This window comes from Micromonospora sp. NBC_00362 (assembly GCF_026342155.1).
Taxonomy (GTDB): Bacteria; Actinomycetota; Actinomycetes; order Mycobacteriales; family Micromonosporaceae; genus Micromonospora; species Micromonospora hortensis.
Map to the genome: position 1 here is coordinate 6,396,778 of NZ_JAPENH010000001.1, position 24,386 is coordinate 6,421,163.

General features: G+C 73.3%; 21 protein-coding genes. 11 read left to right on the top strand and 10 right to left on the bottom strand.

What is annotated here, in order from left to right; genetic code table 11:
• Positions 1-77: 77 nt before the first annotated feature.
• From OG992_RS29620 to OG992_RS29635, 4 genes are all read left to right on the top strand, one after another.
• Positions 78-1,703: a glycosyl hydrolase family 18 protein gene (locus OG992_RS29620; protein ID WP_238682843.1), complete on the top strand. Its 1,626-nt coding sequence runs from the start codon at positions 78-80 to the stop codon at positions 1,701-1,703.
• A gap of 181 nt (positions 1,704-1,884) precedes the next feature.
• On the top strand, positions 1,885-2,391 hold the full coding sequence (locus OG992_RS29625) for a nuclear transport factor 2 family protein (RefSeq protein ID WP_266304872.1): 507 nt from the start codon (positions 1,885-1,887) through the stop codon (positions 2,389-2,391).
• Positions 2,392-2,478: 87 nt separating this feature from the next.
• Entirely contained in the window at positions 2,479-3,885 is a 1,407-nt protein-coding gene (locus OG992_RS29630; RefSeq protein WP_266304873.1) for a class II 3-deoxy-7-phosphoheptulonate synthase, read from the top strand.
• A gap of 94 nt (positions 3,886-3,979) precedes the next feature.
• A complete protein-coding gene (locus tag OG992_RS29635; protein ID WP_238682845.1) occupies positions 3,980-5,014 on the top strand; it encodes a low specificity L-threonine aldolase in 1,035 nt (344 codons plus the stop codon).
• Positions 5,015-5,099: 85 nt separating this feature from the next.
• Here OG992_RS29635 and OG992_RS29640 read toward each other — a convergent pair whose 3' ends face one another.
• Positions 5,100-5,969, bottom strand: coding sequence for a deoxyribonuclease IV (locus tag OG992_RS29640; protein WP_238682846.1), 870 nt, complete (start codon positions 5,967-5,969; stop codon positions 5,100-5,102).
• A complete protein-coding gene (gene pknB / locus OG992_RS29645) occupies positions 5,969-7,957 on the bottom strand; it encodes a Stk1 family PASTA domain-containing Ser/Thr kinase (RefSeq protein WP_238682847.1) in 1,989 nt (662 codons plus the stop codon). The genes OG992_RS29640 and pknB overlap by 1 nt, the downstream gene beginning before the upstream one ends.
• 189 nt (positions 7,958-8,146) lie before the next feature.
• Here pknB and OG992_RS29650 point away from each other — a divergent pair, with 189 nt between their 5' ends.
• The gene (locus OG992_RS29650; protein WP_091408069.1) at positions 8,147-8,536 is read left to right on the top strand and encodes an Rv2175c family DNA-binding protein; all 390 of its coding nucleotides are present in this window, start codon (positions 8,147-8,149) and stop codon (positions 8,534-8,536) included.
• A 191-nt stretch (positions 8,537-8,727) separates the two neighbouring features.
• On the opposite strand, the gene OG992_RS29655 is transcribed toward OG992_RS29650, so the two are convergent.
• A complete protein-coding gene (locus OG992_RS29655) occupies positions 8,728-9,810 on the bottom strand; it encodes a polyprenyl synthetase family protein (RefSeq protein ID WP_238682848.1) in 1,083 nt (360 codons plus the stop codon).
• 9 nt (positions 9,811-9,819) lie between these two features.
• Positions 9,820-10,209 (bottom strand): helix-turn-helix domain-containing protein, encoded by a 390-nt coding sequence (locus OG992_RS29660; protein WP_238682849.1) that lies wholly within the window; start codon positions 10,207-10,209, stop codon positions 9,820-9,822.
• A 363-nt stretch (positions 10,210-10,572) separates the two neighbouring features.
• On the opposite strand from OG992_RS29660, the gene metF reads away from it, so the two are divergent.
• Entirely contained in the window at positions 10,573-11,490 is a 918-nt protein-coding gene (gene metF / locus OG992_RS29665; protein WP_238682850.1) for a methylenetetrahydrofolate reductase [NAD(P)H], read from the top strand.
• Positions 11,491-11,534: 44 nt separating this feature from the next.
• Positions 11,535-12,224, top strand: coding sequence for a CDP-alcohol phosphatidyltransferase family protein (locus OG992_RS29670; RefSeq protein WP_112582773.1), 690 nt, complete (start codon positions 11,535-11,537; stop codon positions 12,222-12,224).
• Positions 12,225-12,300: 76 nt separating this feature from the next.
• Here OG992_RS29670 and OG992_RS29675 read toward each other — a convergent pair whose 3' ends face one another.
• The 6 genes from OG992_RS29675 to OG992_RS29700 are packed head-to-tail and all read right to left on the bottom strand — an operon-like array spanning position 12,301 to position 17,612.
• Complete coding sequence (locus OG992_RS29675) at positions 12,301-13,788, bottom strand: NAD(P)/FAD-dependent oxidoreductase (RefSeq protein ID WP_266304874.1); 1,488 nt, start codon at positions 13,786-13,788, stop codon at positions 12,301-12,303.
• 12 nt (positions 13,789-13,800) lie between these two features.
• Positions 13,801-14,928: a glycosyltransferase family 2 protein gene (locus OG992_RS29680; RefSeq protein ID WP_238682852.1), complete on the bottom strand. Its 1,128-nt coding sequence runs from the start codon at positions 14,926-14,928 to the stop codon at positions 13,801-13,803.
• The gene (locus tag OG992_RS29685) at positions 14,925-15,803 is read right to left on the bottom strand and encodes a carotenoid biosynthesis protein (RefSeq protein WP_266304875.1); all 879 of its coding nucleotides are present in this window, start codon (positions 15,801-15,803) and stop codon (positions 14,925-14,927) included. The genes OG992_RS29680 and OG992_RS29685 overlap by 4 nt, the downstream gene beginning before the upstream one ends.
• The gene (locus tag OG992_RS29690) at positions 15,800-16,351 is read right to left on the bottom strand and encodes a GNAT family N-acetyltransferase (RefSeq protein WP_091407634.1); all 552 of its coding nucleotides are present in this window, start codon (positions 16,349-16,351) and stop codon (positions 15,800-15,802) included. The genes OG992_RS29685 and OG992_RS29690 overlap by 4 nt, the downstream gene beginning before the upstream one ends.
• A complete protein-coding gene (locus tag OG992_RS29695) occupies positions 16,348-17,127 on the bottom strand; it encodes a monooxygenase (RefSeq protein WP_238682854.1) in 780 nt (259 codons plus the stop codon). The genes OG992_RS29690 and OG992_RS29695 overlap by 4 nt, the downstream gene beginning before the upstream one ends.
• Positions 17,124-17,612 carry a YbaK/EbsC family protein gene (locus OG992_RS29700; protein WP_266304876.1) on the bottom strand — a complete coding sequence of 163 codons (489 nt, stop codon included), beginning with the start codon at positions 17,610-17,612 and terminating at the stop codon, positions 17,124-17,126. Before OG992_RS29700 ends, OG992_RS29695 begins: the two co-directional genes overlap by 4 nt.
• A gap of 445 nt (positions 17,613-18,057) precedes the next feature.
• On the opposite strand from OG992_RS29700, the gene OG992_RS29705 reads away from it, so the two are divergent.
• The 4 genes from OG992_RS29705 to OG992_RS29720 all read left to right on the top strand — a co-directional run bounded on the left by OG992_RS29705 (position 18,058) and on the right by OG992_RS29720 (position 24,365).
• Positions 18,058-18,507: an SAV_6107 family HEPN domain-containing protein gene (locus OG992_RS29705; protein WP_007463070.1), complete on the top strand. Its 450-nt coding sequence runs from the start codon at positions 18,058-18,060 to the stop codon at positions 18,505-18,507.
• 102 nt (positions 18,508-18,609) lie between these two features.
• Positions 18,610-19,335 carry a hypothetical protein gene (locus tag OG992_RS29710; protein WP_238682856.1) on the top strand — a complete coding sequence of 242 codons (726 nt, stop codon included), beginning with the start codon at positions 18,610-18,612 and terminating at the stop codon, positions 19,333-19,335.
• Positions 19,332-20,945 carry a DNA polymerase Y family protein gene (locus OG992_RS29715; protein ID WP_266304877.1) on the top strand — a complete coding sequence of 538 codons (1,614 nt, stop codon included), beginning with the start codon at positions 19,332-19,334 and terminating at the stop codon, positions 20,943-20,945. The genes OG992_RS29710 and OG992_RS29715 overlap by 4 nt, the downstream gene beginning before the upstream one ends.
• A 33-nt stretch (positions 20,946-20,978) precedes the next feature.
• A complete protein-coding gene (locus tag OG992_RS29720) occupies positions 20,979-24,365 on the top strand; it encodes an error-prone DNA polymerase (protein WP_266304878.1) in 3,387 nt (1,128 codons plus the stop codon).
• Positions 24,366-24,386: the final 21 nt, after the last annotated feature.

Below are 24,386 nucleotides of genomic sequence, written 5' to 3' on the forward strand. Positions count from 1 at the left end.
TTGACGAACTGATGACGGCGTGAGTACCGTCTCACCATCTCTTTTGGAAAGTTTCCTAACAGTTCGGGAGACGCCTCATGAAAAGATCGCTCCGCCGGGCCCTCTGGGCCGGTGCCGTGGTCGCCGTGACCGTCGCAGCGGTGCCGGTGACCACCGCGTTCGGCGCCGGCACTGTCACCACCACCTTCACCAAGGCGCAGGACTGGGGGACCGGTCACGAGACGAGGGTGACCGTCACCAACGGCTCCAGCGCCACCGTCACCACCTGGCGCATCGAGTTCGACCTGCCGTCGGGCACCACCATCAGCAGCGCGTGGGACGCCGACGTCACCAGCAGCGGCAACCACTACGTCGCGGTCAAGAAGAGCTGGGCCGGCGGCATCGCCCCCGGCGCCTCGTTCAGCTGGGGCTACAACGGCAGCGGCGCCTACAAGGCACCACTGAACTGCACCATCAACGGTGCCGCGTGCGGCGGCGGGACGACCCCGCCGACCACCACTCCGCCGACCACCACCCCACCGACGACGACGCCGCCCACCACCCCTCCGCCCACCACGCCACCGCCGACCACCAACCCGCCGAACCCGGGCGGCAAGAAGATCGTCGGTTACTTCGCCGAGTGGGGCGTCTACGGGCGCAACTACCACGTCAAGAACATCCAGACCAGCGGCTCGGCCGCCAAGCTGACCCACATCCTGTACGCCTTCGGCAACACCACCGGTGGCCGGTGTGCCATCGGTGACAGCTACGCCGACTACGAGAAGGCGTACACGGCTGCGGAGAGCGTGGACGGCGTCGCCGACACGTGGGACCAGCCGCTGCGCGGCAGCTTCAACCAGTTGCGCAAGCTCAAGCAGCTGAACCCGCACCTCAAGGTGATCTGGTCGTTCGGTGGCTGGACCTGGTCCGGTGGCTTCACCCAGGCCGCGCAGAACCCGGCCGCGTTCGCCGAGAGCTGCTACAACCTGGTCGAGGACCCGCGCTGGGCGGACGTCTTCGACGGCATCGACGTCGACTGGGAGTACCCGAACGCCTGCGGTCTGACCTGTGACACCAGCGGCCCGAACGCGTTCAAGAACGTGATCAGCGCGTTGCGGTCGAAGTTCGGGTCCAGCGCCCTGGTCACCGCGGCCATCACCGCGGACGGCAGCAACGGCGGCAAGATCGATGCCACCGACTACGCCGGCGCCATCGGCAACCTCAACTGGCTGATGCCGATGACCTACGACTACTTCGGCGCCTTCGCCGCACAGGGTCCGACGGCACCGCACTCCCCGCTCACCTCGTACACCGGCATCCCGCAGCAGGGCTTCAACTCCGACGCGGCGATCCAGAAGCTCAAGAGCAAGGGCGTCCCGGCCAACAAGCTGCTGCTCGGCATCGGTTTCTACGGTCGGGGCTGGACCGGTGTCACCCAGGCCGCTCCGGGTGGCAGCGCCACCGGCGCGGCGCCGGGCACCTACGAGGCCGGCATCGAGGACTACAAGGTCCTCAAGAACACCTGCCCGGCCACCGGCACGATCGCCGGCACCGCGTACGCCAAGTGCGGCAGCAACTGGTGGAGCTACGACACCCCGTCGACCATCAACGGCAAGATGACGTACGCGAACAACCAGGGCCTCGGTGGCGCGTTCTTCTGGGAGCTCTCCGGTGACACGAGCAACGGCGAGCTGATCGGCGCCATCAAGGGCGGTCTCGGCTGAGCCGAGGGCCGACGCACCACCCACACGGCGGGAAGGGGCCCGCACCGTCCCTTCCCGCCCGTGACACAGCGGCCCGGCCGACGCCCAGCGTCGACCGGGCCGCCGCCATTGGGCTCGGTCAGCCGGATGTGGCAGACTCGCGGCTCGGCACGTCTCGATCTCACCGCCGACGGAGGTGATCATGCGCCCGACGCACCGCAGGCTCGCGGCGACCGCCGCCGGGCTGATGCTGCTGCCGGTCGCCCTCATCGGTTGCGGGATCGGCGACAAGGACGAGGAGAAGTCCGCCGCCAAGCCGGCCCGAGCCCCCGCCGACGAGGCCGCCACCCGCTCCCGTGAGCGCGTGCAGGCGTACCTCGACGCGATGGCGGCCAAGGACGTCGCCGCCGGCCGTAGCCAGCTCTGCGCTCTGCTGCACGACGGCTTCGACCTGGGCGCCACCGGCCCCAACGGTGACTTCGCCGATCACTTCCAGGTGCCGGAGGCGGCCATCACGGACATCCGGTCCGGTCCGCTCGGGCAGGAAGTCCGCGTCTCGGTCTCGGTCGCGGTCGGCAAGCGCACCGTCACCCGGCCACTGGTCTTCACCGTCACCCGGGACGGCAGCGACTGGTGCATCGCCGCCGAAGCGCCGGGTGAGCCGGCCGCCCCGACGCCGGCCGGCGTCGCCCCTACCCCCGCGTCCTGACCAGCGCCCGGCAGATTGATCTCCCATCTGCCGGAACCGTCCCCCTCGCCGCCCGGTCACCCCGACCGTCGCCGTACGCTTTCTGTCATGCGCCATGAGTGGCATCAGCTGAGCCATCCCGCGGTGGGCAGCCCGGGCCTGCAGACCAGCCGACCGACCATCGACTCCGCCGAGGACGCCGCGCTCGGTCTGGACCGATGGCGGGAGCTGCCCCGCGAGCAGGTCCCGCCGTGGTCCGACCCGGCTGCCGTGGCCGCGGTCTGCAAGGTCCTCGACACCGTGCCGTCGGTCGTCGCGCCCTACGAGGTGGACCAGCTCCGGCAGAAGCTCGCCCTGGTCTGCGAGGGCAAGGCCTTCCTGCTGCAGGGTGGTGACTGCGCCGAGACGTTCGTGGACAACACCGAGAGCCACCTGCTGGCCAACGCCCGCACCCTGCTCCAGATGGCGATCGTGCTCACCTACGGCGCGTCGCTGCCGGTGGTCAAGGTCGCCCGGGTCGCCGGGCAGTACACGAAGCCCCGCTCGCTGCCGACCGACGCCCGCGGCCTGCCCGCGTACCGCGGCGACATGATCAACTCACTGGAGGCCGACCCGGCCGCCCGGGTCGCCGACCCGCAACGCATGATCCGCGCGTACGCCAACTCGGCGGCGGCGATGAACATGCTCCGGGCGTACCTCGCCGGCGGGCTGGCCGACCTGCACGCCGTACACGACTGGAACAAGGGCTTCGTGAAGAACTCCCCGGCGGGGGAGCGTTACGAGGCGATCGCCCGGGAGATCGACCGGGCGCTGGCCTTCATCCGGGCCTGCGGCATGACCGACGACGAGGCGCTGCGCACCGTCACGCTCTACTGCTCCCACGAGGCCCTGGCCCTGGAGTACGACCGGGCGCTCACCCGGGTCTCCGACCGTCGGGCGTACGGGCTCTCCGGGCACTTCCTGTGGATCGGCGAGCGCACCCGGCAGATCAGCGGGGCGCACATCGACTTCATCTCCCGGATCGCCAACCCGATCGGCGTCAAGCTCGGCCCGACCACCTCCCCGGACGAGGCGATCGAGTTGTGCGAGAAGCTCAACCCGGACAACATCCCCGGCCGGCTCACACTGATCAGCCGGATGGGCAACCACCGGGTACGCGAGGCGCTGCCGCCGATCGTCGCCAAGGTCACCGCCGCCGGGGCCAAGGTGGTCTGGCAGTGCGACCCGATGCACGGCAACACGCACGAGTCGTCGAACGGCTACAAGACCCGGCACTTCGACCGCATCGTCGACGAGGTGCTCGGCTACTTCGAGGTGCACCGGGGGCTGGACACCCACCCCGGCGGCCTGCACGTCGAGTTGACCGGCGAGGACGTCACCGAGTGCCTCGGCGGCGCCCAGGGGATCGAGGATCTCGACCTGCCCGACCGGTACGAGACCGCCTGCGACCCGCGTCTGAACACCCAGCAGTCGTTGGAGTTGGCCTTCCTCGTAGCGGAAATGCTGCGGGGCTGAGCTTGCGAGCCCGCAGCCGGCAAGTCAGAGGATGACAATGGCTGACGTGGGGAGCGAGCTTGCGAGCCCGCAGTCGGCAGTTGAAAGGATGACAGTGCCTGATCTGTTCGTGGACCTGCGGTCCGACACGGTGACCCGACCCACCGCCGGGATGCGGGAGGCGATGGCCGCCGCCGAGGTCGGTGACGACGTCTACGGCGAGGACCCGAGCGTCAACGCGCTGGAGGCCGAGGTCGCCGCGTTGTTCGGGCACGAGGCGGCGCTGTTCGCCCCGAGTGGTTCGATGGCGAACCAGATCGCCCTGCAACTGCTGGTGTCGCCCGGCGACGAGTTGCTCTGCGACGCCGACGCGCACGTGGTCACGTACGAGATCGGCGCCGCGGCCGCGTACGGCGGGATCTCCTCGCGGACCTGGCCCGCCGTGGGCGCGGACATCGACCCGGAGATGGTGGCCGGGATGATCCGGCCGGATGGTTACTTCGCCGTCCCCACCCGCGCGGTCGCCGTCGAGCAGACCCACAATCGCGGCGGCGGCGGGGTGATTCCGCTGGCGACCCTGCGGGATCTGCGCGGGGTCGCTGACGAGGCGGGGGTCGCACTGCACTGTGACGGCGCCCGGATCTGGCACGCGCACGTCGCCGACCAGGTGCCGCTGATCGAGTACGGCCGGCTCTTCGACACGCTGTCGGTATGCCTCTCCAAGGGCCTCGGCGCGCCGGTCGGTTCGCTGGTGATCGGCAGCGCGGAGAAGATCGAACGTGCCCGGCTGATCCGCAAGCGGATGGGCGGGGGCATGCGCCAGGCCGGCATTCTCGCCGCCGCCGGCCGGTACGCGCTCGCGCACCACATCGACAGGTTGGCCGACGACCACGCGAAGGCCGCCCGGCTCGCCGAGGCGGTCGCGCCGTTCGGTGTGCTCGCCACCACGGTCCGTACCAACCTTGTCGCGCTGGACCTCACCAAGCACACCCTGGACGCGCGGGCGCTGGCCGCCGCGGCGCGGGCCGAGGGCGTACTGATCTCGGTGCTCGGCCCCCGTACCGCCCGCCTGGTCACCCACCTGGGCCTCAGCGACGCGGACGTCGACCGCGCCCTGGCAGCCCTACCCCGAATCCTCGCCGCAGCCTGAACCCCTGTTCACCTCGGTGATCAAGAGGTTCGCGTCAGATTCCGGTCGCCGGGTGACGCAAACCTCTTGATCAACGAGGTTGGGGTCAGGGGTGGGACAGGCGGGTGAGGGTGGCGATGTCGGCGGCGTGGCCCACGTGCTTCTCGCTGGGGGTTTCCACGACGGTCGGGACGCCAGCGGTCGCCGGGTGCGCCATCAGCTCGGCGAAGGCCGGCTCGCCGATGCTGCCCTTGCCGATGTTCTCGTGCCGATCCCGGGTGGAGCCGCACAGATCCTTCGAGTCGTTGGCGTGGACCAGCCGCAGCCGGTCCGCACCGACGGTGGCCACCAGGGTGTCCAGGGTCGCCGTCATGCCGCCCTCGGCCGCCAGGTCGTGGCCGGCCGCCCAGGCGTGGCAGGTGTCGAAGCAGACCCCGAGCATGGGGTGGCCGTCCACCGCGTCCAGGTAGGGGCCGAGCTGCTCCACCCGGGAGGCCAGTGACCGGCCACCGCCGGCGCTCGGCTCGACCAGCAACATCGGCCCACCAGCGTCGGCAGCCCAGTCGAGCAGCGGCAGCAACACTTCGCGGACCTGTCCCATCGCCGCCTCGGCGTGCCCCTCGTCCACCGAACTGCCCGCGTGGAACACCACCCCGCGCGCGCCGATCGCCACGCCCCGACGCAACGCGTGCGCCAGCGTCTCGGCCGACTTCTCGACAGTGGCCGGGGTGGGTGAGCCGAGGTTGACCAGCAGCGCGGCGTGGATGAACGCGGGAATGCCCCGCTCGGCGCAACCGTCGCGGAACAGCGCGTCCTGCACCGGGTCGCCGTTGGGCAGTGCCCAGCCTCGCGAGTTGGAGACGTAGACCTGCACCACCTGTGCACCGGTCGCGTCGGCGTACGGCAGGGCGGCCTTCGCCAGCCCACCCGAGGTCGGAGTGTGCGTGCCCACAGGGCGCGCGGGGATCGTCGGCATCAGAAGCACGTGAGGGTGACCGGGGTGCCGGGCGCCACCTGCGAATTCTCGCCCGGGAGCTGGATTCGGACCACGGCGTTCGGGTTGATCGCCATCGTCACCGGGAAGCCCTGACCCTCCAACGCCTGCTTGGCCTGCTGGCACGGCAGGTCGATCACCCGCGGCATGGCGACCAGCGGTGGCCCCTTGCTGACGTCCAGCTTGACCTCGGTGCCCTTCTCCACGCCAGCGCCATCGGCCGGGCTCTGGCCGAGGATCTCGTCCCTCGGTTTGTCGGAGTCCTTGTAGGTCTCCTTCAGCACCAGGTTGAGCTGGGCCAGGGTCGTCCGGGCGTCGGTCAGGCTCTTGCCCACCAGGTTCGGCACCGTCACCGGCGCCCTGCCACGGCTCAGAATGAGGGTGACCTTCGCACCGGGTTTGACCTCGGTGCCCACCTTGGGGGAGCTGTCCACCACGACCCCGGCCGGCAGGCTGTCGTCATAACGGGGGGTGCCCTTGGCCACCACCAGCTTCACGTTGACCAGGTCCGCCTCGGCGAGCTCGAACTCCTTGCCGATCACGTCCGGTACGGGGAAACGCTCCGGACCGAGGGAGAGGGTCAGGGTGATGGTGCCACCCTTGACGATCTTGGCAGCGGACGCCGGGCTCTGCTCCAGCACGCTGTCCTTCGGGGCCTTCTCATCGAAGCGCGGCTCAGCGTACGTGAGGAGGAGCCCGGAGCGGTCGGCCCGCGACTGCGCCTCGGCCTTGCTCAGGCTCACCAACTGCGGAGCGTCCGTGTAGCGGCCGACACCGAACCACCAACCCCCGATCGCGGCCACCAGGCCCAGCGTCACCACCACGGCCGCGACGGCCAGGCGGCCACGGGGGTTGCTCAGCACCGTGCTGCGCAGCGCGGCGAGCCGGGCGCCCAGGCCCTCCGCCGGCTCCGGGGCGGCCCGACGCCGCCCCGGCCCCTGGCTGCTGGCGCCCTCGGGCAGTCGTGCCCACGACGGGCGGTTGGGCGGCTGGACCGTCGCGACCATCATCGTCGGCTGGGAGAGCGACGGTGCGTCACTGATCGGGCGGAGCACGGCGGTGTGGCTGTTGGCGTCGCCCAGGCGATCCCGGGCCACCTGCACCTCGGCCAACAACGCGCCGGCGTCCGCGGGCCGGGCTCCCGGATCGCGGCGGGTGGCCCGCTGCACCAGGTCGTCGAGGACCGACGGGAGGCCCGGCACCAGCGTCGAGGGCGTCGGCACGTCCCGGTCGACGTGCTGCCAGGCGACGTCCACCGGGCGGTCCCCGTCGTACGGCACCCGACCGGTGAGCATCTCGAACAGCACGATGCCGGCCGAGTAGACGTCGGTGCGCGGATCGGCGCGGCCCTCGGTGACCAGCTCCGGGGCGACGTACGCCACGGTGGCCATCAGCTGGTTGCCCTGCTCCTCGTCGGCGCTCGCCTCGACCGCCCGGGCCAGCCCGAAGTCGGCCACCTTCACGACGCTGTCGACCAGGTTGGCGACGCCACCGGTAGGCGCCTCCGCGACCAGCACGTTCTCCGGTTTGACGTCGCGGTGCACGAGGCCGGCCCGGTGCGCGGCGGCGATCGCGGCGAGCATCTGCTCGGCGATGGCCAGTGCCTCGTCCGGGTTGAGCCGGCGTCGCTCGGCCAGCACGTCACGCAGCGTGCGACCCCGGACGTACTCCATCACCAGGTACGGAAGGCCGGCGTGCGTGCCCTGGTCGTAGACCGCCACCACGTTCGGGTGGGTCAGCCGGGCGATGGTCTTCGCCTCGTCGGTGAACCGGGCCACGAAGTTGGCGATCCGGGCCCGTGCCTCGCTGGCCTGGGTCGGGTGAATGATCTTGACAGCGACGGTGCGCTCAAGGCGTTCGTCGGTGGCGGTGTACACGGTCGCCATGCCACCACGGGCCACGCGACCGCGAATGCGGTAGCGCCCGTCGATCAGCGAGCCCAGCAACGTGTCGGCGACCTGAGTGTCCATCGGCAGGCAGTCTATGTGTCCAGAGGGTGAGGGATGAACAGGATGCTACAGCCGTATGCCGAACCGGGTCCGTCCCGCCGGGTTCCCCATCCCTTGTCCGCTGGTCAGCGGCGATCAGGGAAGGGGGCGCAGATGGGTCGCCCGGGGTGCCGGTGGCCCGTCGCGGCGGCGGCGTGGCAGGGTGGTCGGGTGACCGAACCCGTACCCGACCAGGCCGCGCCCGGCCTGGAGCTCGCCGGCCCCACCGACCCGGCCGACTGGTTGACCCTGCCCGACGTCGCCGAACGCCTCGACGTGTCGATCAGCAAGGTGCACCAGATGATCCGTGACCGCGAGTTGTTGGCGGTCCGCCGCGACGGCGTCCGCCGGATCCCAGCGGACCTGGTCGCCAACCAGACAGTGCTCAAGCACCTGCCCGGCGTGCTCAATCTGCTCGCCGACAACGGCTACGACGACGAGGCTGTCCTGCGCTGGCTCTACGAGCCGGACGACACCCTCCCCGGCGCCACCCCCGCTGCCGCCCTCTCCGGCGACCAGGCCCGAGAGGTGAAACGCCGAGCCCAAGCCCAAGGCTTCTAACCCCGGCCCCGCCCCCCGGCCCTCCCGGACCCCGCCCCCCCCGGACCCGGCCCCCGGACCCGGCCCCCCGCCTCGGTTGATCATGAAGTTATTGCCAGCCCGCTTGGCGTGTCGTGGCAATAACTTCATGATCAACGCCGGCGGGCGGGGGCGGGGGCGGGAGGAGGGTGGGGGTGGGGCAGGGTGGGGGGTTAGTCGGATCGGCGGGTTGCGACTATGGCCAGGTCTACCAGGGCTTGGCGGGCCTCGGTGTCGAGGCCGACGGCGGTCAGGGCGGCCAGGGCGGCGTCGGTGAGTGTGACGATCCGCTGTTCGGTACGGGCCAGCGCCCCGCTCCCCGAGATCACCTCGCGGAGCCGAGCCACCCCGTGCTCGTCCAGCTCCGGGTCGCCGAGCCGGCCGAGCAGCAGCTCGCGGCCCGCGTCGTCGGTGGCCTCCACGGTCGCCGCCACCAGGTAGGTGCGCTTGCCCTCGCGTAGATCGTCGCCGGCCGGTTTGCCGGTCAGCGACGGGTCGCCGAAGACCCCCAGCACGTCGTCGCGGAGCTGGAACGCCTCGCCCAGCGGCAGCCCGTACGCCGAGTAGGCCGTCCGCACGTCCTCCGGCGCGTCGGCCAGCGCGGCGCCGAGCAGCATCGGACGCTCGACGGTGTATTTCGCGGACTTGTACCGGGCGACCTTGCTGGCCCGCTCCACCGAGGTGTCCCCGGTGACCTGTGTGAGCACGTCGAGGTACTGCCCGACGGTGACCTCGGTGCGCATCTCGTCGAAGACCGGCCGGGCCCGGGCCAACGACCACAGGTCCAGGCCGGCGGAGTGCAGCAGCTCGTCCGACCAGACCAGGCACAGGTCACCGAGCAGGATGGCCGCGGCGTCGCCGAAACCGTCCGCGTCGCCGCCCCAGCCGGCCTCCCGATGTCGGGTGGCGAACCGTCGGTGTACCGCGGGCTCGCCGCGACGGGTGTCGGAACGGTCCATCAGGTCGTCGTGGATCAGGGCGCTGGCCTGGACGAATTCCAGTGCGGCCAGGGCGGTCAGCACCTGGTCGCCGTCCAGCCCGCCGGCTCCCCGGAACCCCCAGTACGCGAATGCGGGACGCAGCCGCTTGCCGCCGCCGAGCACGAACGCCTCGATCGCCTCGGCCACCGGACCCAGCGCGTCGTCCACGGCGGCGAGCCGGACCCGTTGGCCGGCCAGGAACTCGGTGAGAGCCTTGTCGACCCGCTGCCGCAGGCCGGCGCGGTCGACGGGGGACACGGGAGCAGCGTGGGTCACGCCCCGACGCTAGCCGGTCGCCCGTGCTCGTGCTCCACCGCCACGCGTAGTCCCGCCGGTGCGGCCGGGCCCCGTCCGCCTGGCCGGTCGCGCGCCGGCCGCCGTGGCGCGGCCCGGCCCGGTGGCCCGCGTCGAGCCGGCCCGACGGGTGGCCGCGGCAGCCTCGGCGAGCACCACCAGCGGCACGTCCAGGACGACGGCGAGCCAGCCGAGCCAGAACCCGCCCGGCACGCGACGCTGTCGTTCCCACCGGGAAATCTCGTGCCGACTGAGCGTCGGCACCCCGGCGGCGGCACACAACTCGGCGGCGGCTCGCTGTTGGCTCAAGCCCCGCTCCAGTCGGCACCGAGCCAGCAGCGGCCCGAGCTGCGCGGGGCGCGGCGATGCGAGCGGGATCATCTGTCCTCCTGGCGGGCGTCGGTGCGGTGGCGACCCACCCGCCCGACCGGACGGGACCGGCGCCACCGCTCGGTTGCTGACCCCCGCGCGGGACCCGGGCCACCCCCGCCGCCCCTCCCGCACCGTCCCTTCCTACCTCGGAGGTACGACGCCTTTCCGCCGTCGGGTCGGGGAGCGCGGTGCGACATCGCCCGCCGGCTCACGACAGACCGGGCGACGCCGCCCACGGGCTCACGGCAGACCGGGCGACGCCGCTCCCGGGCTCACGGCAGACCGGGGCGACACCGCCCACCGGACCGGCGACGCCGGCCGCTGGATGGGAAGGGCCTGGGTCCTGGTGCCATCGACCGCTAGAGTCGGGTCGTGGCGCTTGGTCTTCCCTCGACACTCCCCAATCCGCAGCCGGCGATCGGGGAGCTCATCCGTGAGCGCCAGCCGACCTTCTCGTTCGAGTTCTTCCCGCCCAAGACCGAGGCGGGGGAGCAGCTGCTCTGGCAGGCCATCCGCGAGTTGGAGTCGCTGCGCCCGTCGTTCGTGTCGATCACGTACGGGGCCGGCGGCTCGACCCGGGACACCACAGTGGCGGTGACCGAGCGGATCGCCACCGAGACCACTCTGCTGCCGATGGCCCACCTCACCGCGGTCAACCACTCCGTCGCCGAGCTGCGGCACGTGGTCGGTCGGCTCGCCGGGGTTGGGGTGCGCAACGTGCTGGCCGTTCGTGGTGACCCCCCGGGCAACCCGGGCGGTGAGTGGATCCGTCACCCCGAGGGCGTGGACTACGCCGAGGACCTGGTCCGGCTGGTGCGCGACGCCGGCGACTTCAGCGTCGGCGTGGCCGCCTTCCCGTACAAGCACCCGCGCTCGCCCGACGTGGCCACCGACACCGCCCAGTTCGTCCGCAAGTGTCGGGCCGGCGCGGAGTTCGCGGTCACCCAGATGTTCTTCGACGCCGACGACTACCTGCGGCTACGTGACCGGGTGGCCGCTGCCGGCTGTGACACCCCGATCCTGGCCGGCGTGATGCCGGTGACCCAGTTCAGCACCATCGAGCGGTCAGTGCAGCTGTCCGGTGCGCCGTTCCCACCGGCGTTGGCGGCCCGCTTCGAACGCGTCGCCGACGACCCGGACGCCGTCCGTCGGCTCGGCATCGAGCAGGCCAGCGAGATGTGCCGCCGACTGCTGGACGAAGGCGTGCCGGGAATCCACTTCATCACCCTCAACCGGTCCACTGCGACCCGCGAGGTCTGGCAGAACCTGAAGGCCGGCGCCCGCGTGTGAACGATGCGCCTGCGACACCTGTTGCCCGGCACGACGGTTGATCCGTGGTGGGCACACAGCTGAACTGGGATCAGTACGCCACGGCGTGGGCGCGGTTGCACGGCGGGTTCGACCCGCGGGTCGCGGCGCCGGTGGTGCGCGCCTGGCTGCGATTCGCGTACCACGTCGGATATGTGCTGGGTCGGCTGCGGGTCAGCCCCACCGCGGTCACCGTGGCCGGGGTGCTGCTCTGCTTCTGCGTACCGTTGCTGGTGGGCCGGCCGGGGGACGGACCGTTCCTCGGCGCGCTGTTCGTGCTGCTCGCCGCCGTGGCGGACAGCGTGGACGGCGCGGTGGCGGTCGCCACCGGCCGCACCACCCGGCTCGGCTACGTCTACGACTCGGTCGCCGACCGGCTCGGTGAGGTGGCGTGGCTGCTGGCCTTCTGGCTGGTGGGCGCGCCGGGTGGGCTGGTCGTCGCGGGCGGCGCGCTGTCCTGGTTGCACGAGTACGTCCGGGCGCGGGCGGTTGCCGCCGGCATGCGGGAGATCGGCGCGGTGACAGTGGGGGAACGCCCCACCCGGGTCTCGGTGGCGTTGGCCGGCCTGCTGGTCGCCGGGCTGGCCGGGCTGATCGAGCCGGACCTGGCCGCCGGCACCATCACCATGGCGACAGCGGTCTGGGTGCTGCTGGCCGGTTTCGGCCTGGGGCAACTGCTCTCCAGCATCCGCCGCGCACTGCTCGACGCCGACTGACCGGGCCAGCCCGACGCCGACCGAGACAGACGCTGGCTGAGCGGGCCGAACAGGCGCCGGCCGGAGCAGGCCGGGTCTACCAGGCGGGGCCGATCTCGTCGGCGACGATCTGCGCGGAGAGGGTCACCATCGGCAACCCGCCGCCCGGGTGGGTGGAGCCACCCACCAGCCACAGCCCGTTCGCCGGGCCCCGGTTCGCCGGGCGGAGCAGCCCACCGGCGGTGCCGTAGATCGAGCCACCTGGCGCGCCGGTCGCCACGTCCAGGTCGGCCGGGGTGCGGATCTCGCGGAACAGCAGCCGGTCGCGCACGTCCACGCCGCGCCGCGCCAGCACGTCCAGGATCCGATCGGCGTACGCGTCGGCCAGCCCCGGGCGTCGCCAGTCGACAGCGCCCGCCGCGGTGCCCTGCCGGGCGGCGTTGACCAGCACGAACCACGCCTCGTGTCCGGCTGGGCAGACCATCGGGTCGTCGGCCACTGTGACGAACACCGCCGGGTCGGCCGCCGGCCGGGCCCGTACACCCCGCCCGGGGTCACCGAAGACCGCGTCGAACTCGGCGTCGTAGTCGGCCGGGAAGAAGACGTTGTGGTGGGCCAGCCCGGTGCTGCCGGAGACGCCGAGCAGCAGCACGAAGCCGGCGAGGCTGCGGTCGGTCAGCGCGGCCAGCCGACGCGGGTGCGGCAGCAGGTCACGGTAGACGGTGAGCGCGTCCACGTTGGCCACCACCACGTCGGCGGGCACCGGGGTGGTGACGCCGGCGAGGCGTACCCCATGGACCCGGCCGCCGGTGGCGTCGATCCGGGTGACAGTGGTGTCGGTCTGCACGACCACGCCGAGGTCCAGGCAGCGGGTCAGCAGCGCGTCGGCGAGCGTGCCCAGCCCACCGCGCAGGTACCAGCCGCCGAAGGCCAACTCGGCGTAGGGGACCGCGACCAGCGCCGCCGGCGCCCGACGTGGGTCGGCGCCGGTGTAGGTGGCGTACCGGTCCAGCATCATCCGCAGCCGCGGGTCGGACAGGTGCCGGCGGCCCAGGCCGCGCAGGCTGCGGCCCGGGGCGATGGCAGCCAGGTCCCCGACGCGCCAGGCCAGCGACGCGAGGTCGCGGGGAGAGTCGACGGTACGACGCAGGATGTCCCGTGAGGAGGCCTGCCACACCCGCGCCGCCCGCCGCCACAGCCGCTGCCAGTCGGCTGCCGCCCGGTCACCGAACGCGGCCCCGATCCGGGCGGTGAACTCCGCCGGGTCGGCGCACGAGTCCAGGGTCGGGCCACCGTCGGGGAAGACGTGCCGGACGATCGGGTCCAGTGGGACGAGGTCCAGGTATTCGTCGAGCTTCGCCCCGGTCGCCTCGAACAGGTCGTGGAAGACCTCGGGCAGGGTGAGCAGGCTCGGCCCGGTGTCGAAGTGGAACGACCCGGCCGGGGTGTCGTGCGCGTACCGGCCGAGCTTGCCGCCGACAGTGTCGGCCCGCTCGAAGACGGTCACCTGGTGCCCGGTAGCGGCCAGCCGGGCGGCGGTGGCGAGGCCACCCACCCCGGCGCCGACGACCACGATCCGCGCCATGCCGCGTCCTCCCTAGCTGACCGGGCGGCCCCGCCAGGTCAGGCGGCGTCGCTTTCGCAGATGGTACGACCGCAGGGTCAGCCAACCGAGGACCACGACCGACACGGGGTGTGCGAGCGCGTCGGGCCACCACCGGCCACCGGTCGCGCGGGCGGTGAGCACCCGTCCGGCCACCCCGAGCACGTACGCGGCCAGGCCCACGGCGGCCACCCTCGGTGCGCCGGCCGCCGCACCCGTCAGCGCGATCAGTGGTGGGGCGGTGTAGAGCAGCAGCAGCGCCGCCACCACGGCCGCCGCGGCGCCCGGGTGCCCGAACGACGCCCAGAGCGACTTCGAGTACCCGTCGCGCAGTTGCGGCCAGTCGTCGTACATCCGGCAGGTGGCCAGCCGGGAGCCGTCGGCCAGGGCGATCCGCCCACCGGCCCGCTTGACCGCCCGGGCCAGCTCGACGTCCTCCAGGATCTTGTCGGCGACCGCGGCGTGCCCGCCGGCCGCGGTGTAGCCGGCCCGGTCCACCACCAGGAACTGCCCGCCCGCCGCGGCCAGCGACGGCCGCGACGAGCGCTCCATCGCGCGCAGCGGCAGGAAGGTCAGCCAGAGCCACTGCAACAGCGGCTGCACCAACCGGTCGCCGGCCGTCGCCACCACGATCCGGGGGTACGGCGACAGCAGCGTCGCCCGGGCCGCGCGCAACTCGGTGACGGCAGCGGCCACGGCGTGCGGGGCGAGCACCACGTCGGCGTCGACGAAGGCCAGCGCGGTGGCGTCCGGGTCGGCCCGGGTGGCCAGCTGCCAGCAGGCGTGCGGCTTGCCCAGCCAGCCCGGCGGTGGGGCGACCCCGGTGAGCAGCGTGACCCGGGGGTCGTCGCCGGCCACCGCGCGGACCACGTCGGCGGTGCCGTCGGTGGACCCGTCGTCGAGGACCACGACGCGCAGCCCGGGTACGCCGCGCTGGGCCAGCAGGGCGCGCAGGCAGGGCGTTACCCGGGTGGCCTCGTCGCGCAGCGGCAGCAGCACGGTGACGGGCTCGTCGACGTCGTCGGGCCGGTCGGTGGGTCGGCGCAGCCACCGGGTGGCGTTGAGCCAGGTGTGCCCGGTCAACGTGGCGACGGCGACGAGCAGGGCGAGCAGAACGGTCATCGGGTCGCGTCGACGCCGGGGCGGTGTGTCTGGGGATCCGCCGGCCGGAGGTGACTGTCGCGCCGGGCGCGGAGCACTGTCACCGCCAGGGGTACGGCGGTCACCGACATCCCGGCGGCGCCCCAGAGCGCCGAGGCGGGCAGGTCGAGGAAGACGGCGTGGGCCAGGATGCTGGAGAAGTACGTCCACAGGTAGAGCGCGACCATCGGGTCGTCCCGCCGGTCGGTGTGTTCGACTGCCGGCCCGGCCAGCGGGCGCAGCGCGCTCATCATCAGCACCGCGAAGAGCAGCCAGCCCAGGTAGTTGCTGATCGGGATGCCGGCCAGGCCGGGCAGGGCCGGGGTGGCGTCGCGCCAGACCCAGTAGCCCTCGGCCACCATCTGCGGGTCGAGGAAGAGGTCCCAGGCGGCCAGCCCCACGGTGGCCAGCGCGATCCGCCCCACCCAGCGACCCACCGTCGGCCCGCTGCCGCCGGCTGTCGACCCGCTGCCGCCGGCCGTTGCGGCCCCGCCGCCGGTCAGTCGGACCGCTGCCAGCCAGGCCGGCCAGGCCATCCAGGTCCAGGCCAGCGGAATGATCAGTGGCACGCCGGCCAGCTTGGGGCCCAGCTCTCCGGAGTAGTCGTAGCTGCCGAACGGCACGCCGGTGGCCACCCCGATCGCCTCGATCGCGAACCCGCCGCCGGTCGCCACCGCGACCAGCGCCGCCGCCACCCGTGGGCCCCGGCTGAGCAGCGCGTGGCCGACAGAGAGCAGCCAACCGAGGACGACGGTGGCCACTGTGAGCCCGGCCCGGGTGGCGCCGGTGGTGAGCGGGTAGCAGATCTGGGCGAGCACCAGGACGGCGAGCAGCGTCCAGGAGATCCGCCGGGTCATGACGCCGGTGGCTCGAGCGGCAGATCCCGACCGAGTACGCCGAACGGTCGCTCGTCGCCGGGGAAGTGGAAGTCGCGCAGCACGTCGACGAAGCCGAACCGTCGGTACAACCGCCACGCCCGCGAGGTCTGCTCGTCGGCCTCCGGGGTGGACAGCAGCACTGTGTCGCCCTCCGCCATGCCGAGCAGCGCGCGTAGCTGACCGGCGCCCAGGCCGTGCCCCTGCGCCGGTGGCCGGACGTGCAGCTCGACCACCTCGAAGCAGTGGGTGAGCCAGCGCGTGCGGGTCGGGGCGTCCAGCGCCCGGTGCACCTGGTCGTGCCACCACTGACCGGAGGCGCCCAGGTAGCCGTAGCCGAAGCCGGCGAGGTGACCCTCGCTGGTCAGGCTGGCGACCGCCCGGAAACCCGGCCGGCGGACGTGGGTGGCGATGTAACCGCGCCGGGCCTCCAGCAGGTCGGTGCGGTACCCCATCGCCTCGCCGTAGACGGCCACCACGTCGTCCAGCCGCCGGACGAGATCGTCCGGCGTCCAGCGCACCAACCTCATGCCCGTCCACCCTTCACCGTTTCCGGGCCGCCGTCGGCGGCCCATCCGAGCACCGACCGGTCGCCGACCACGTCGCGCACCTCGAACCGGGCGAACAGCTCCTCGGCGTACCAGCCCGCGGTGGGGGTTCGCATGATCGCCGCCCGATGCTCCGGGTGACGGTACGCGAACGCCACCAGGTCCGTCGGGTCGCGCCACACGCTCACCGTGCCCTGCCAACCCAACGGGGCCTCTCCGACTCCGAACCGGGCCAGCAGCCCGGGCGCGTCGCGCAGGGCGGCGGCCACCGGCGGGATCGCCCGCCAGAAGGTGGCCGCCCGGCGGGCCCGCAGCCGGGCCCGGGTCAGTGCCAGCACCGGGCCGGTGACTCGGCCGCCCGACGGGTCGCCGAACGGCCGCTGGCCGGACCACTCGCCCCGGCTGGTCAGCGGGCGGAGGTCGATTCGGGCCTGGGCGTGGGCGATGCGCGCCCAGGCCCGCCCGACCGGCGAGTCGTCGAAGCCGGCCGCCGCGGCGGGAGAGTCCCAGACGGTCAGCGCTGCCCACCGGGTCAGGTCGGCGTCCCGCGGCCCGAAGTCGGTGCCGGTCCCGGTGCCCAGCAGCTTGCCGAACCGAACGCCGGGGAGGGCCCGCAACCGGCGGGGGTCCACAGCCATCCGGGTCAGCGCCCGGGGCAGCGCGCCGGGGGAGGTCCGCCACACGTGCAGCGTGACCAGCTCCGGAGCCGCGCTGACGTCGCCGCTGGGCCCGCTGGTTCGCTCGCTCCGCTCGCTCACGCCACCTCGGCCGGGGTGCCGGCGGTGACCCGCAACAGCTCGGGGTAGGTGGTCGGGAAGACCGCCTGGGGTACGCCACCAGCGGCCCAGATCTCCGCGTACGCCGCCAGCGCCGTGTCCACCAGGGTGCGCAGTGGGTGCGGGTGCCCGAGTGGGGCGACCCCGCCGATCGGCTGCCCGGTGTGGGCCCGGACGAACTCCGGGGTGGCCCGGCGCAGTCGGGTGACGCCGATCGATGCCGCCAGGCCGGCGGTGTCGACCCGGTGTGCGCCGGAGGTGAGGACGAGCAGCGGGGTGTCGTCCGCGTCGAAGATCAGTGAGTTGGCGATCTGGCCGACCTCGACGCCGAGCGCCTCGGCGGCCGCCGCGGCGGTGTGCACCGCGTCGGGCAGCAGACGGACCATGCTGGGCTCACCGGCGCCGTCGAGAGTGCCGGCGGCGGTGAGCGCGTCCTGCACCGCCCGTACGTTCGGGTGTGGCTGCATCCCGCCATTCTTCCGGGTCCGCTGGTGGCCGGTTCAGCCGGCCGGCGCGCTCGGCGCGTCACACGTTGCATTTTCGTCGGAGGGGAGGTGTACTGTCAGCAGCAGTTAGAACGAGTGTTCGATTGCCTCGAACGCCCGTTCCAACCAGCCGGAGCGCGGCGTTTCGCGGCGCCACCTCCGGGCGGTGCGGCTCCGCGGGCCGCACCTGGGTTTCCGGGCAGTCGCGAGCCTGGTCCCAACAGGCAGGAGCGTTGCCCGCCGCCCACGACCCCCGGGCGGCGGGCGACGCACCCGCCGGTCCGCCGGCCGGGTGTGGTGTGGGGAAGCATCCACACCCGGCCGGCCACACCCGGTGCGTCTTCCTCCGCACCACCCCGACCTCGGCGTCTCGTCGGCGGCATCAGCCGCCGCGGTGACGTCTCGGCCACGTGGAGGAGAGACACCCATGCCGACCAACCCGGCTCAGGCACCGACGGTGCCGGCGCACGTGCTGCCGCACCGCACCCCCGCCCAACTCCTCACGTTGGCCCGCCGTGGGCTGGTCGAGGCCGGCCAGACCCGACCTGACGGTCTGCGCTACGCGGCTGCCCACCTGGCCGCCCTGCGCGCGGCGGCGGCCCTGCTCGCCGCCCGGGCCCGACCCGCGCCGAGTCGACGCAACCGGATCACCAGCGTCTGGGTTCTCCTCTGCGCCGTCGCTCCGGAGCTCGACGAGTGGTCCCGGTTCTTCGCCGCGGGGGCCAGCAAGCGCGCCGCCGCCGAGGCCGGCATCCCCCGGGTGGTCAGCGCCCGGGAGGCCGACGATCTGCTCCGCGCCGCCGAACAGTTCGTCACTGTGGTGGAAACCGCGCTCGGCGTGGCCCACCAACCGGCCCTGGACGGCCTCGCCGCCTGATCCCGCCTGCCACCGGCCGCCCTACCGGGGGGAGCCGGGCGGCCGGTGGCACGGCGTGCCGGTCCTGATCTGATCCACAGCAACGACGGGGGAGTTGGTCCAATGGCGGGCCGCATGGTGGTCGGTTCCGCCGCGCTGGCCGATCTGGTGCGCCCGGCGAGCGCATCCGACCCGGTCGGTGGCCACCGGGTGCTGCCGGTGGTGCCCGAGCTGACCGGTCTGCTGCCCAACCGGGGCCTGCGCCGGGGCAGCACCATAGCGGTCGCCGCCGGTCAGCCCCGCCGCAGCGGTGGCACCTCGCTGATGCTGGCCCTGCTCGCCGAGGCGTCCCGGGCCGGCTCGTGGTGCGCCGTGGTCGGGGTGCCGACGTTCGGCGCGGGCGCGGCGGCTGAGCTGGGCATCGCCCTGGACCGGCTGGCCCTGGTGCCGAACCCCGGCCCCGAGTGGGCCACAGTGGTCGCCGCGCTGATCGACGGGGTGGACGTCGTGGTCACCGCCGTGCCGGCCTCGGTCTCCGCCTCGGTCGCCACCCGGTTGGCCGCTCGGGCCCGGCAGCGCGGCAGCGTGCTCGTCCCGTACGGCCGGTGGGACGGCGCGGACGTGACGCTGCAGGTGGTCCGGGGAGTCTGGGAGGGTCTCGGGCTGGGCCGGGGGCGGTTGCGCCGCCGGGAGATCACCGTCTCGGCGCGCGGGCGCGGCGCGGCCGCCCGGCCCAAGGAGATCAAGGTCTGGCTCCCGGGGGACGAGCTGACCCGGGTGATCCCTCGTGCGCTGCCGTCGCCCGCGGGCCGATCGGCCGCGCCACTCGCGCTGGTCGGTCGGGGGTGACCGGCGCGCCGGCACGCACGCTGCTGCTGTGGTGCCCGGACTGGCCGGTGCTCGCCGCCGAGATCGTCGACGGGGTGCCGGCGACCGGCCCGGTCGCCGTGCTGCACGCCAATCGGGTGGTCGCCTGCTCCGAGCGGGCCCGCGCCGAGGGGGTGCGTCGAGGGCTGCGCAAGCGGGAGGCGCAGGGGCGCTGCCCGCAGCTCACCGTCGTGGAGTACGACCCCGGCCGGGACGCCCGTGCGTTCGAGCCGGTGGTCGCCGCGGTGGAGGAACTGGTAGCCGGCGTCGAGGTGGTCCGCCCGGGTGCCTGCGCGGTGGCCGCCCGGGGGCCGGGCCGTTACCTCGGCGGCGAGGAGGCGGCCGCTGAGCGGATCATCGAGCACGTGGCGCAGTCGTGCCTGGTGGAGAGCCAGGTCGGCATCGCCGACGGGGTGTTCGCGGCCGGGTTGGCCGCTCGCGCTGGCCGGGTGGTGGCACCGGGTGGGACACCGGAGTTCCTGGCCGGGTTGCCGGTCGAGGCGCTCGGCCGGTCGGCGCTGGCCGACCTACTGCGTCGGCTGGGGGTACGCACCCTCGGCGACTTCGCCGCCCTGCCGGCCGGCGACGTGCTGGCCCGGTTCGGGTTCGACGGTGCGCTGGCCCACCGGCTGGCCGCCGGGCGGGACCACCGCCCGCTCGCCGTCCGGCGGCCGCCGGCCGACCTGACGGTGACCGCGGAGCACGACGAGCCGATCGACCGGGTCGACGCGGCGGCGTTCGTGGCCCGGGCGCTGGCCGAGCGGCTGCACGAACGGTTGGCCGGGCACGGGCTGGCCTGCACCCGGCTCGGCATCGAGGCGGTGACCGAGCACGGGCAGGAGCTGCACCGGGTGTGGCGGCACGATGGCCTGCTCACCGCCGCGGCCATCGCCGACCGGGTGCGCTGGCAGCTCGACGGATGGCTCTCCGGCAGCAACGGCCGTGCCGGCGCCCGGCCGGCCCGACCAACGGCCGGCATCATCCGGCTGCGACTGATCCCGGACGGCGTGATCGCCCAGGCCGGTCTGCAGGCCGGCCTCTGGGGGGAGACCGGCGAGGAACGGGAACGCGCGCACCGGGCGTTGAGCCGGGTGCAGGGCATCCTCGGCCCGGAAGCGGTGGTCACCGCTGTGCTCGGTGGTGGGCGCTCCCCGGCCGACCAGGTGCGACTGGTGCCGTGGGGCGACGAACGCGTCCCCGCCCGTCCTGGCCCGCCGGCCGATGCCGGCGCCGATCCGGCCACCGGCCGGGGTGCAGTCGGGGCTCCGCCGTGGCCGGGCCGGCTGCCGGCACCCGCGCCGGCGGTGGTGCTGCCCAGTCCGCTCGCGGCGACGGTGCACGACGCCGCCGGTGAGCCGGTGGTGATCAGCGCGCGGTTGGCGGTGAGCGCCCCACCGGCTCGGCTGGTGGTCGGCACCGGCCAGCCGGCGGAGATCGTGGGCTGGGCCGGCCCGTGGCCGGTGGACGAGCGGTGGTGGGCGCCGGTCGAGGCCCGCCGCCGGGCCCGGTTCCAGGTCAGCCTGGCCGACGGTGCCGCCCTGCTGCTGGCCGTCGAGGCCGGGCAGTGGTTGGTGGAGGCGATCTATGACTGAGCCGGTGCTCCCCGGGTCGCAGGTGGAGGCTCGATGAGCTTCCACAACCCGAACATGCCCTGGTCGGAGCTGGAGCGGGTGCTCTCCGGGCGGGCCAGTGGCGGCTCCGGCCGGTCGGGCGGCGGTCGGTCGCGTGAGGAGCGGCACCTGCACGTGGTGGATCCGCTCGCCGTGGACGCCGATGGCGGCGACTCCCCGGCCTGGAGCCGCCGCCGCGAGCAGTACCAGCCACCGGAGCTGACCCGCCCCGACGGTGTGGTGCCCTACGCGGAACTGCACGCGCACACCAACTTCAGCTTCCTCGACGGCGCGAGCCACCCGGAGGAGCTGGCCGAGGAGGCGGCCCGGCTGGGGCTCACCGCGCTCGCTGTCACCGACCACGACGGCTTCTACGGGGTGGTCCGCTTCGCCGAGGCGGCTCGTACGCTGGGCCTGCCGACCATCTTCGGCGCGGAGCTGTCCCTCGGCCTGCCCGGCCCGCAGAACGGCGAGCCCGACCCGCACGGCGCGCACCTGCTGGTGCTCGCGCACGGCCACGAGGGGTACGCCCGGCTGGCCACCACCATCGCCCGCGCCCAACTGCGCGGCGGGGAGAAGGGCCGCCCGGACTACGGGGACCTGGAGGAGGTCGCCGCCGAGCTGCGTGACCATGTGCTGGTGCTGACCGGCTGCCGCAAGGGGCACGTGCCGGGGGCGCTGCTCACCGAGGGGGTGGACGCGGCGGCCCGCGAGTTGGACCGGCTGACAGCGCTCTTCGGCGCGGAGACGGTGGCAGTGGAGCTGACCGACCACGGCCATCCCATCGACGCCGACCGTAACGACGCGCTCGCCGAGCTGGCCGCCGCGGCCGGGTTGCCGACGGTGGCCAGCAACAACGTGCACTACGCGAGCCCTGGCCGGCGTCGACTGGCCACCACCGTCGCCGCGGTCCGGGCCCGCCGCAGCCTGGACGAGATCGACGGCTGGTTGCCCGCGGCGGCCACCGCCCACCTGCGCAGCGGCGCGGAGATGGCGGCCCGGTTCGCCGCGTACCCGGGTGCGGTGGCGCGGGCCGCCGAGTTCGGCACCGAGTTGGCCTTCGACCTCCAGCTCGTCGCGCCGCAGCTACCGGCGTACCCGGTGCCGCCGGGGCACACCGAGATGAGCTGGCTGCGGAAGCTGACAGCCGACGGGGCGCACGAGCGCTACGGGCCGCCGCAGGCGCACCCGACGGCGTACGCGCAGCTCGACCACGAACTGAACATGATCGAGGAGTTGGGTTTTCCCGGCTACTTCCTGGTGGTCTACGACATCGTCACGTTCTGCCGTGACCAGGACATCTACTGCCAGGGTCGGGGTTCGGCGGCCAACTCGGCGGTCTGCTACGCGTTGCGGATCACCAATGTGGACGCGGTCCGGCACCAACTGCTCTTCGAGCGGTTCCTCGCCCCGGAACGGGACGGCCCACCCGACATCGACGTGGACATCGAGTCCGACCGGCGGGAGGAGGTGATCCAGCACGTCTACACCCGTTACGGCCGGGAGCACGCCGCCCAGGTCGCCAACGTCATCTCCTACCGACCCCGGTCGGCGGTGCGGGACGTGGCCAAGGCGTTCGGCTACTCCCCGGGGCAGCAGGACGCCTGGAGCAAGCAGATCGACAGGTGGGGCTCGGTCGCCACTGTCGATGTCGAGAACATCCCCGAGCAGGTGGTGGAGTACGCCAACGAGTTGCAGACGTTCCCGCGGCACCTGGGCATCCACTCCGGCGGCATGGTGATCTGTGACCGGCCGGTGATCGAGGTCTGCCCGGTGGAGTGGGGGCGGATGCCCGGGCGCAGCGTCCTGCAATGGGACAAGGACGACTGCGCCGCGGTGGGCCTGGTCAAGTTCGACCTGCTCGGCTTGGGCATGCTCTCCGCCCTGCACTACGGCTACGACATGATCGGGTCCCGGCTCGACCTGGGCGACATGACCCTGGACGACCCGGAGGTCTACGACATGCTCTGCCGGGCCGACTCGGTTGGGGTGTTCCAGGTGGAGAGCCGGGCCCAGATGGCCACCCTGCCCCGGCTCAAGCCCCGCGAGTTCTACGACCTGGTGGTCGAGGTGGCGCTGATCCGTCCCGGCCCGATCCAGGGCGGTTCGGTGCACCCGTTCATCCGCCGCAAGAACGGCCAGGAGCCGGTGACCTTCGCGCATCCGCTGATGCGCAACGCCCTGGAGAAGACCCTGGGTGTGCCGTTGTTCCAGGAGCAGTTGATGCAGCTCGCCATCGACCTGGCCGGCTTCGACGCGGCCGAGGCCGACCAGTTGCGCCGGGCGATGGGCGCCAAACGGTCGGTCGAGCGGATGACCAGGATCGCCGACCGGCTCTATGCCGGGATGGCCGAGCGGGGCATCACCGGTGAGCTGGCCGACGACGTCTACCGCAAACTCACCGCGTTCGCCAGCTACGGCTTCCCGGAGAGCCACGCGATGAGCTTCGCCTACCTGGTCTACGCCAGCTCCTGGCTCAAGCGTTACCACCCCGCGCCGTTCCTGGCCGCGCTGCTCAACGCCCAGCCGATGGGTTTCTATTCGCCGCAGACCCTTGTCGACGACGCCCGCCGGCACGGGGTGGAGGTCCGTCGTCCGGACATCAACGCCAGCGGGGCGCTGGCGGTGCTGGAGTCCACCCCGGAGACCCGGTGGGGCAGCGGGCCGGGGGAGCCGCCGCACGCCTGGGGGCTGGGCGGCCCCGCCGTCCGGCTCGGCCTGTCCAGTGTGCGGACCCTCGGCGCCGATGTGGCCGAGCGGATCGAGGCCGAACGGGCCGCCGACGGGCCGTACCGGGACATGCCGGATGTGGCCCGGCGGCTCGGTCTCACCGCCGCGCAGCTGGAGGCGTTGGCCACCGCGGACGCCTTCGCCTGTTTCGGGCTGTCCCGGCGGCAGGCGCTGTGGGCCGCTGGCGCGGCGGCCCAGGACCGGCCGGGTCGGCTGCCCGGCACTGTGACCGGCGCGGCGGCGCCCACGCTGCCCGGGATGGAGGCGGTGGACCGGCTGGTCGCCGACGTGTGGGCCACCGGGTTGTCGCCGGAGAGTCACCCCGCCCGGTTCATCCGGGGTCAGCTCGACGTGCTCGGCGCGATGCCGATCGCCCGGCTCGGCCGGGTGGAGCCGGGGCAGCGGATCCGGGTCGGTGGCATCGTCACCCACCGGCAACGCCCGGCGACGGCGGGCGGGGTCACCTTCCTCAACCTGGAGGACGAGACGGGGATGCTCAACGTCACCTGTTCGCCGGGGTTGTGGCAGCGCTACCGGCGGGTGGCGCGGACCAGCGCCGCGCTGGTGGTCCGGGGGCGGTTGCAGCGGCACGAGGGGGTGACCAACCTGGTCGCCGACCGGCTGGACGCCATCGAGCCACCGGTCAGCCCCGCATCCCGCGACTTCCGCTGATTCAGTGATCCACATTACGGT

Bases quoted from the DNA above. Each gene is read 5' to 3' on its own strand.
- OG992_RS29620 (WP_238682843.1), top strand. From the start codon at position 78: ATGAAAAGATCGCTCCGCCGGGCCCTCTGGGCCGGTGCCGTGGTCGCC.
- OG992_RS29625 (WP_266304872.1), top strand. From the start codon at position 1,885: ATGCGCCCGACGCACCGCAGGCTCGCGGCGACCGCCGCCGGGCTGATG.
- OG992_RS29630 (WP_266304873.1), top strand. From the start codon at position 2,479: ATGCGCCATGAGTGGCATCAGCTGAGCCATCCCGCGGTGGGCAGCCCG.
- OG992_RS29640 (WP_238682846.1), bottom strand. From the start codon at position 5,969: ATGCCGACGATCCCCGCGCGCCCTGTGGGCACGCACACTCCGACCTCG.
- pknB (WP_238682847.1), bottom strand. From the start codon at position 7,957: ATGGACACTCAGGTCGCCGACACGTTGCTGGGCTCGCTGATCGACGGG.
- OG992_RS29660 (WP_238682849.1), bottom strand. From the start codon at position 10,209: ATGATCCCGCTCGCATCGCCGCGCCCCGCGCAGCTCGGGCCGCTGCTG.
- OG992_RS29675 (WP_266304874.1), bottom strand. From the start codon at position 13,788: ATGGCGCGGATCGTGGTCGTCGGCGCCGGGGTGGGTGGCCTCGCCACC.
- OG992_RS29680 (WP_238682852.1), bottom strand. From the start codon at position 14,928: ATGACCGTTCTGCTCGCCCTGCTCGTCGCCGTCGCCACGTTGACCGGG.
- OG992_RS29685 (WP_266304875.1), bottom strand. From the start codon at position 15,803: ATGACCCGGCGGATCTCCTGGACGCTGCTCGCCGTCCTGGTGCTCGCC.
- OG992_RS29690 (WP_091407634.1), bottom strand. From the start codon at position 16,351: ATGAGGTTGGTGCGCTGGACGCCGGACGATCTCGTCCGGCGGCTGGAC.
- OG992_RS29700 (WP_266304876.1), bottom strand. From the start codon at position 17,612: ATGCAGCCACACCCGAACGTACGGGCGGTGCAGGACGCGCTCACCGCC.
- OG992_RS29705 (WP_007463070.1), top strand. From the start codon at position 18,058: ATGCCGACCAACCCGGCTCAGGCACCGACGGTGCCGGCGCACGTGCTG.
- OG992_RS29710 (WP_238682856.1), top strand. From the start codon at position 18,610: ATGGCGGGCCGCATGGTGGTCGGTTCCGCCGCGCTGGCCGATCTGGTG.
- OG992_RS29720 (WP_266304878.1), top strand. From the start codon at position 20,979: ATGAGCTTCCACAACCCGAACATGCCCTGGTCGGAGCTGGAGCGGGTG.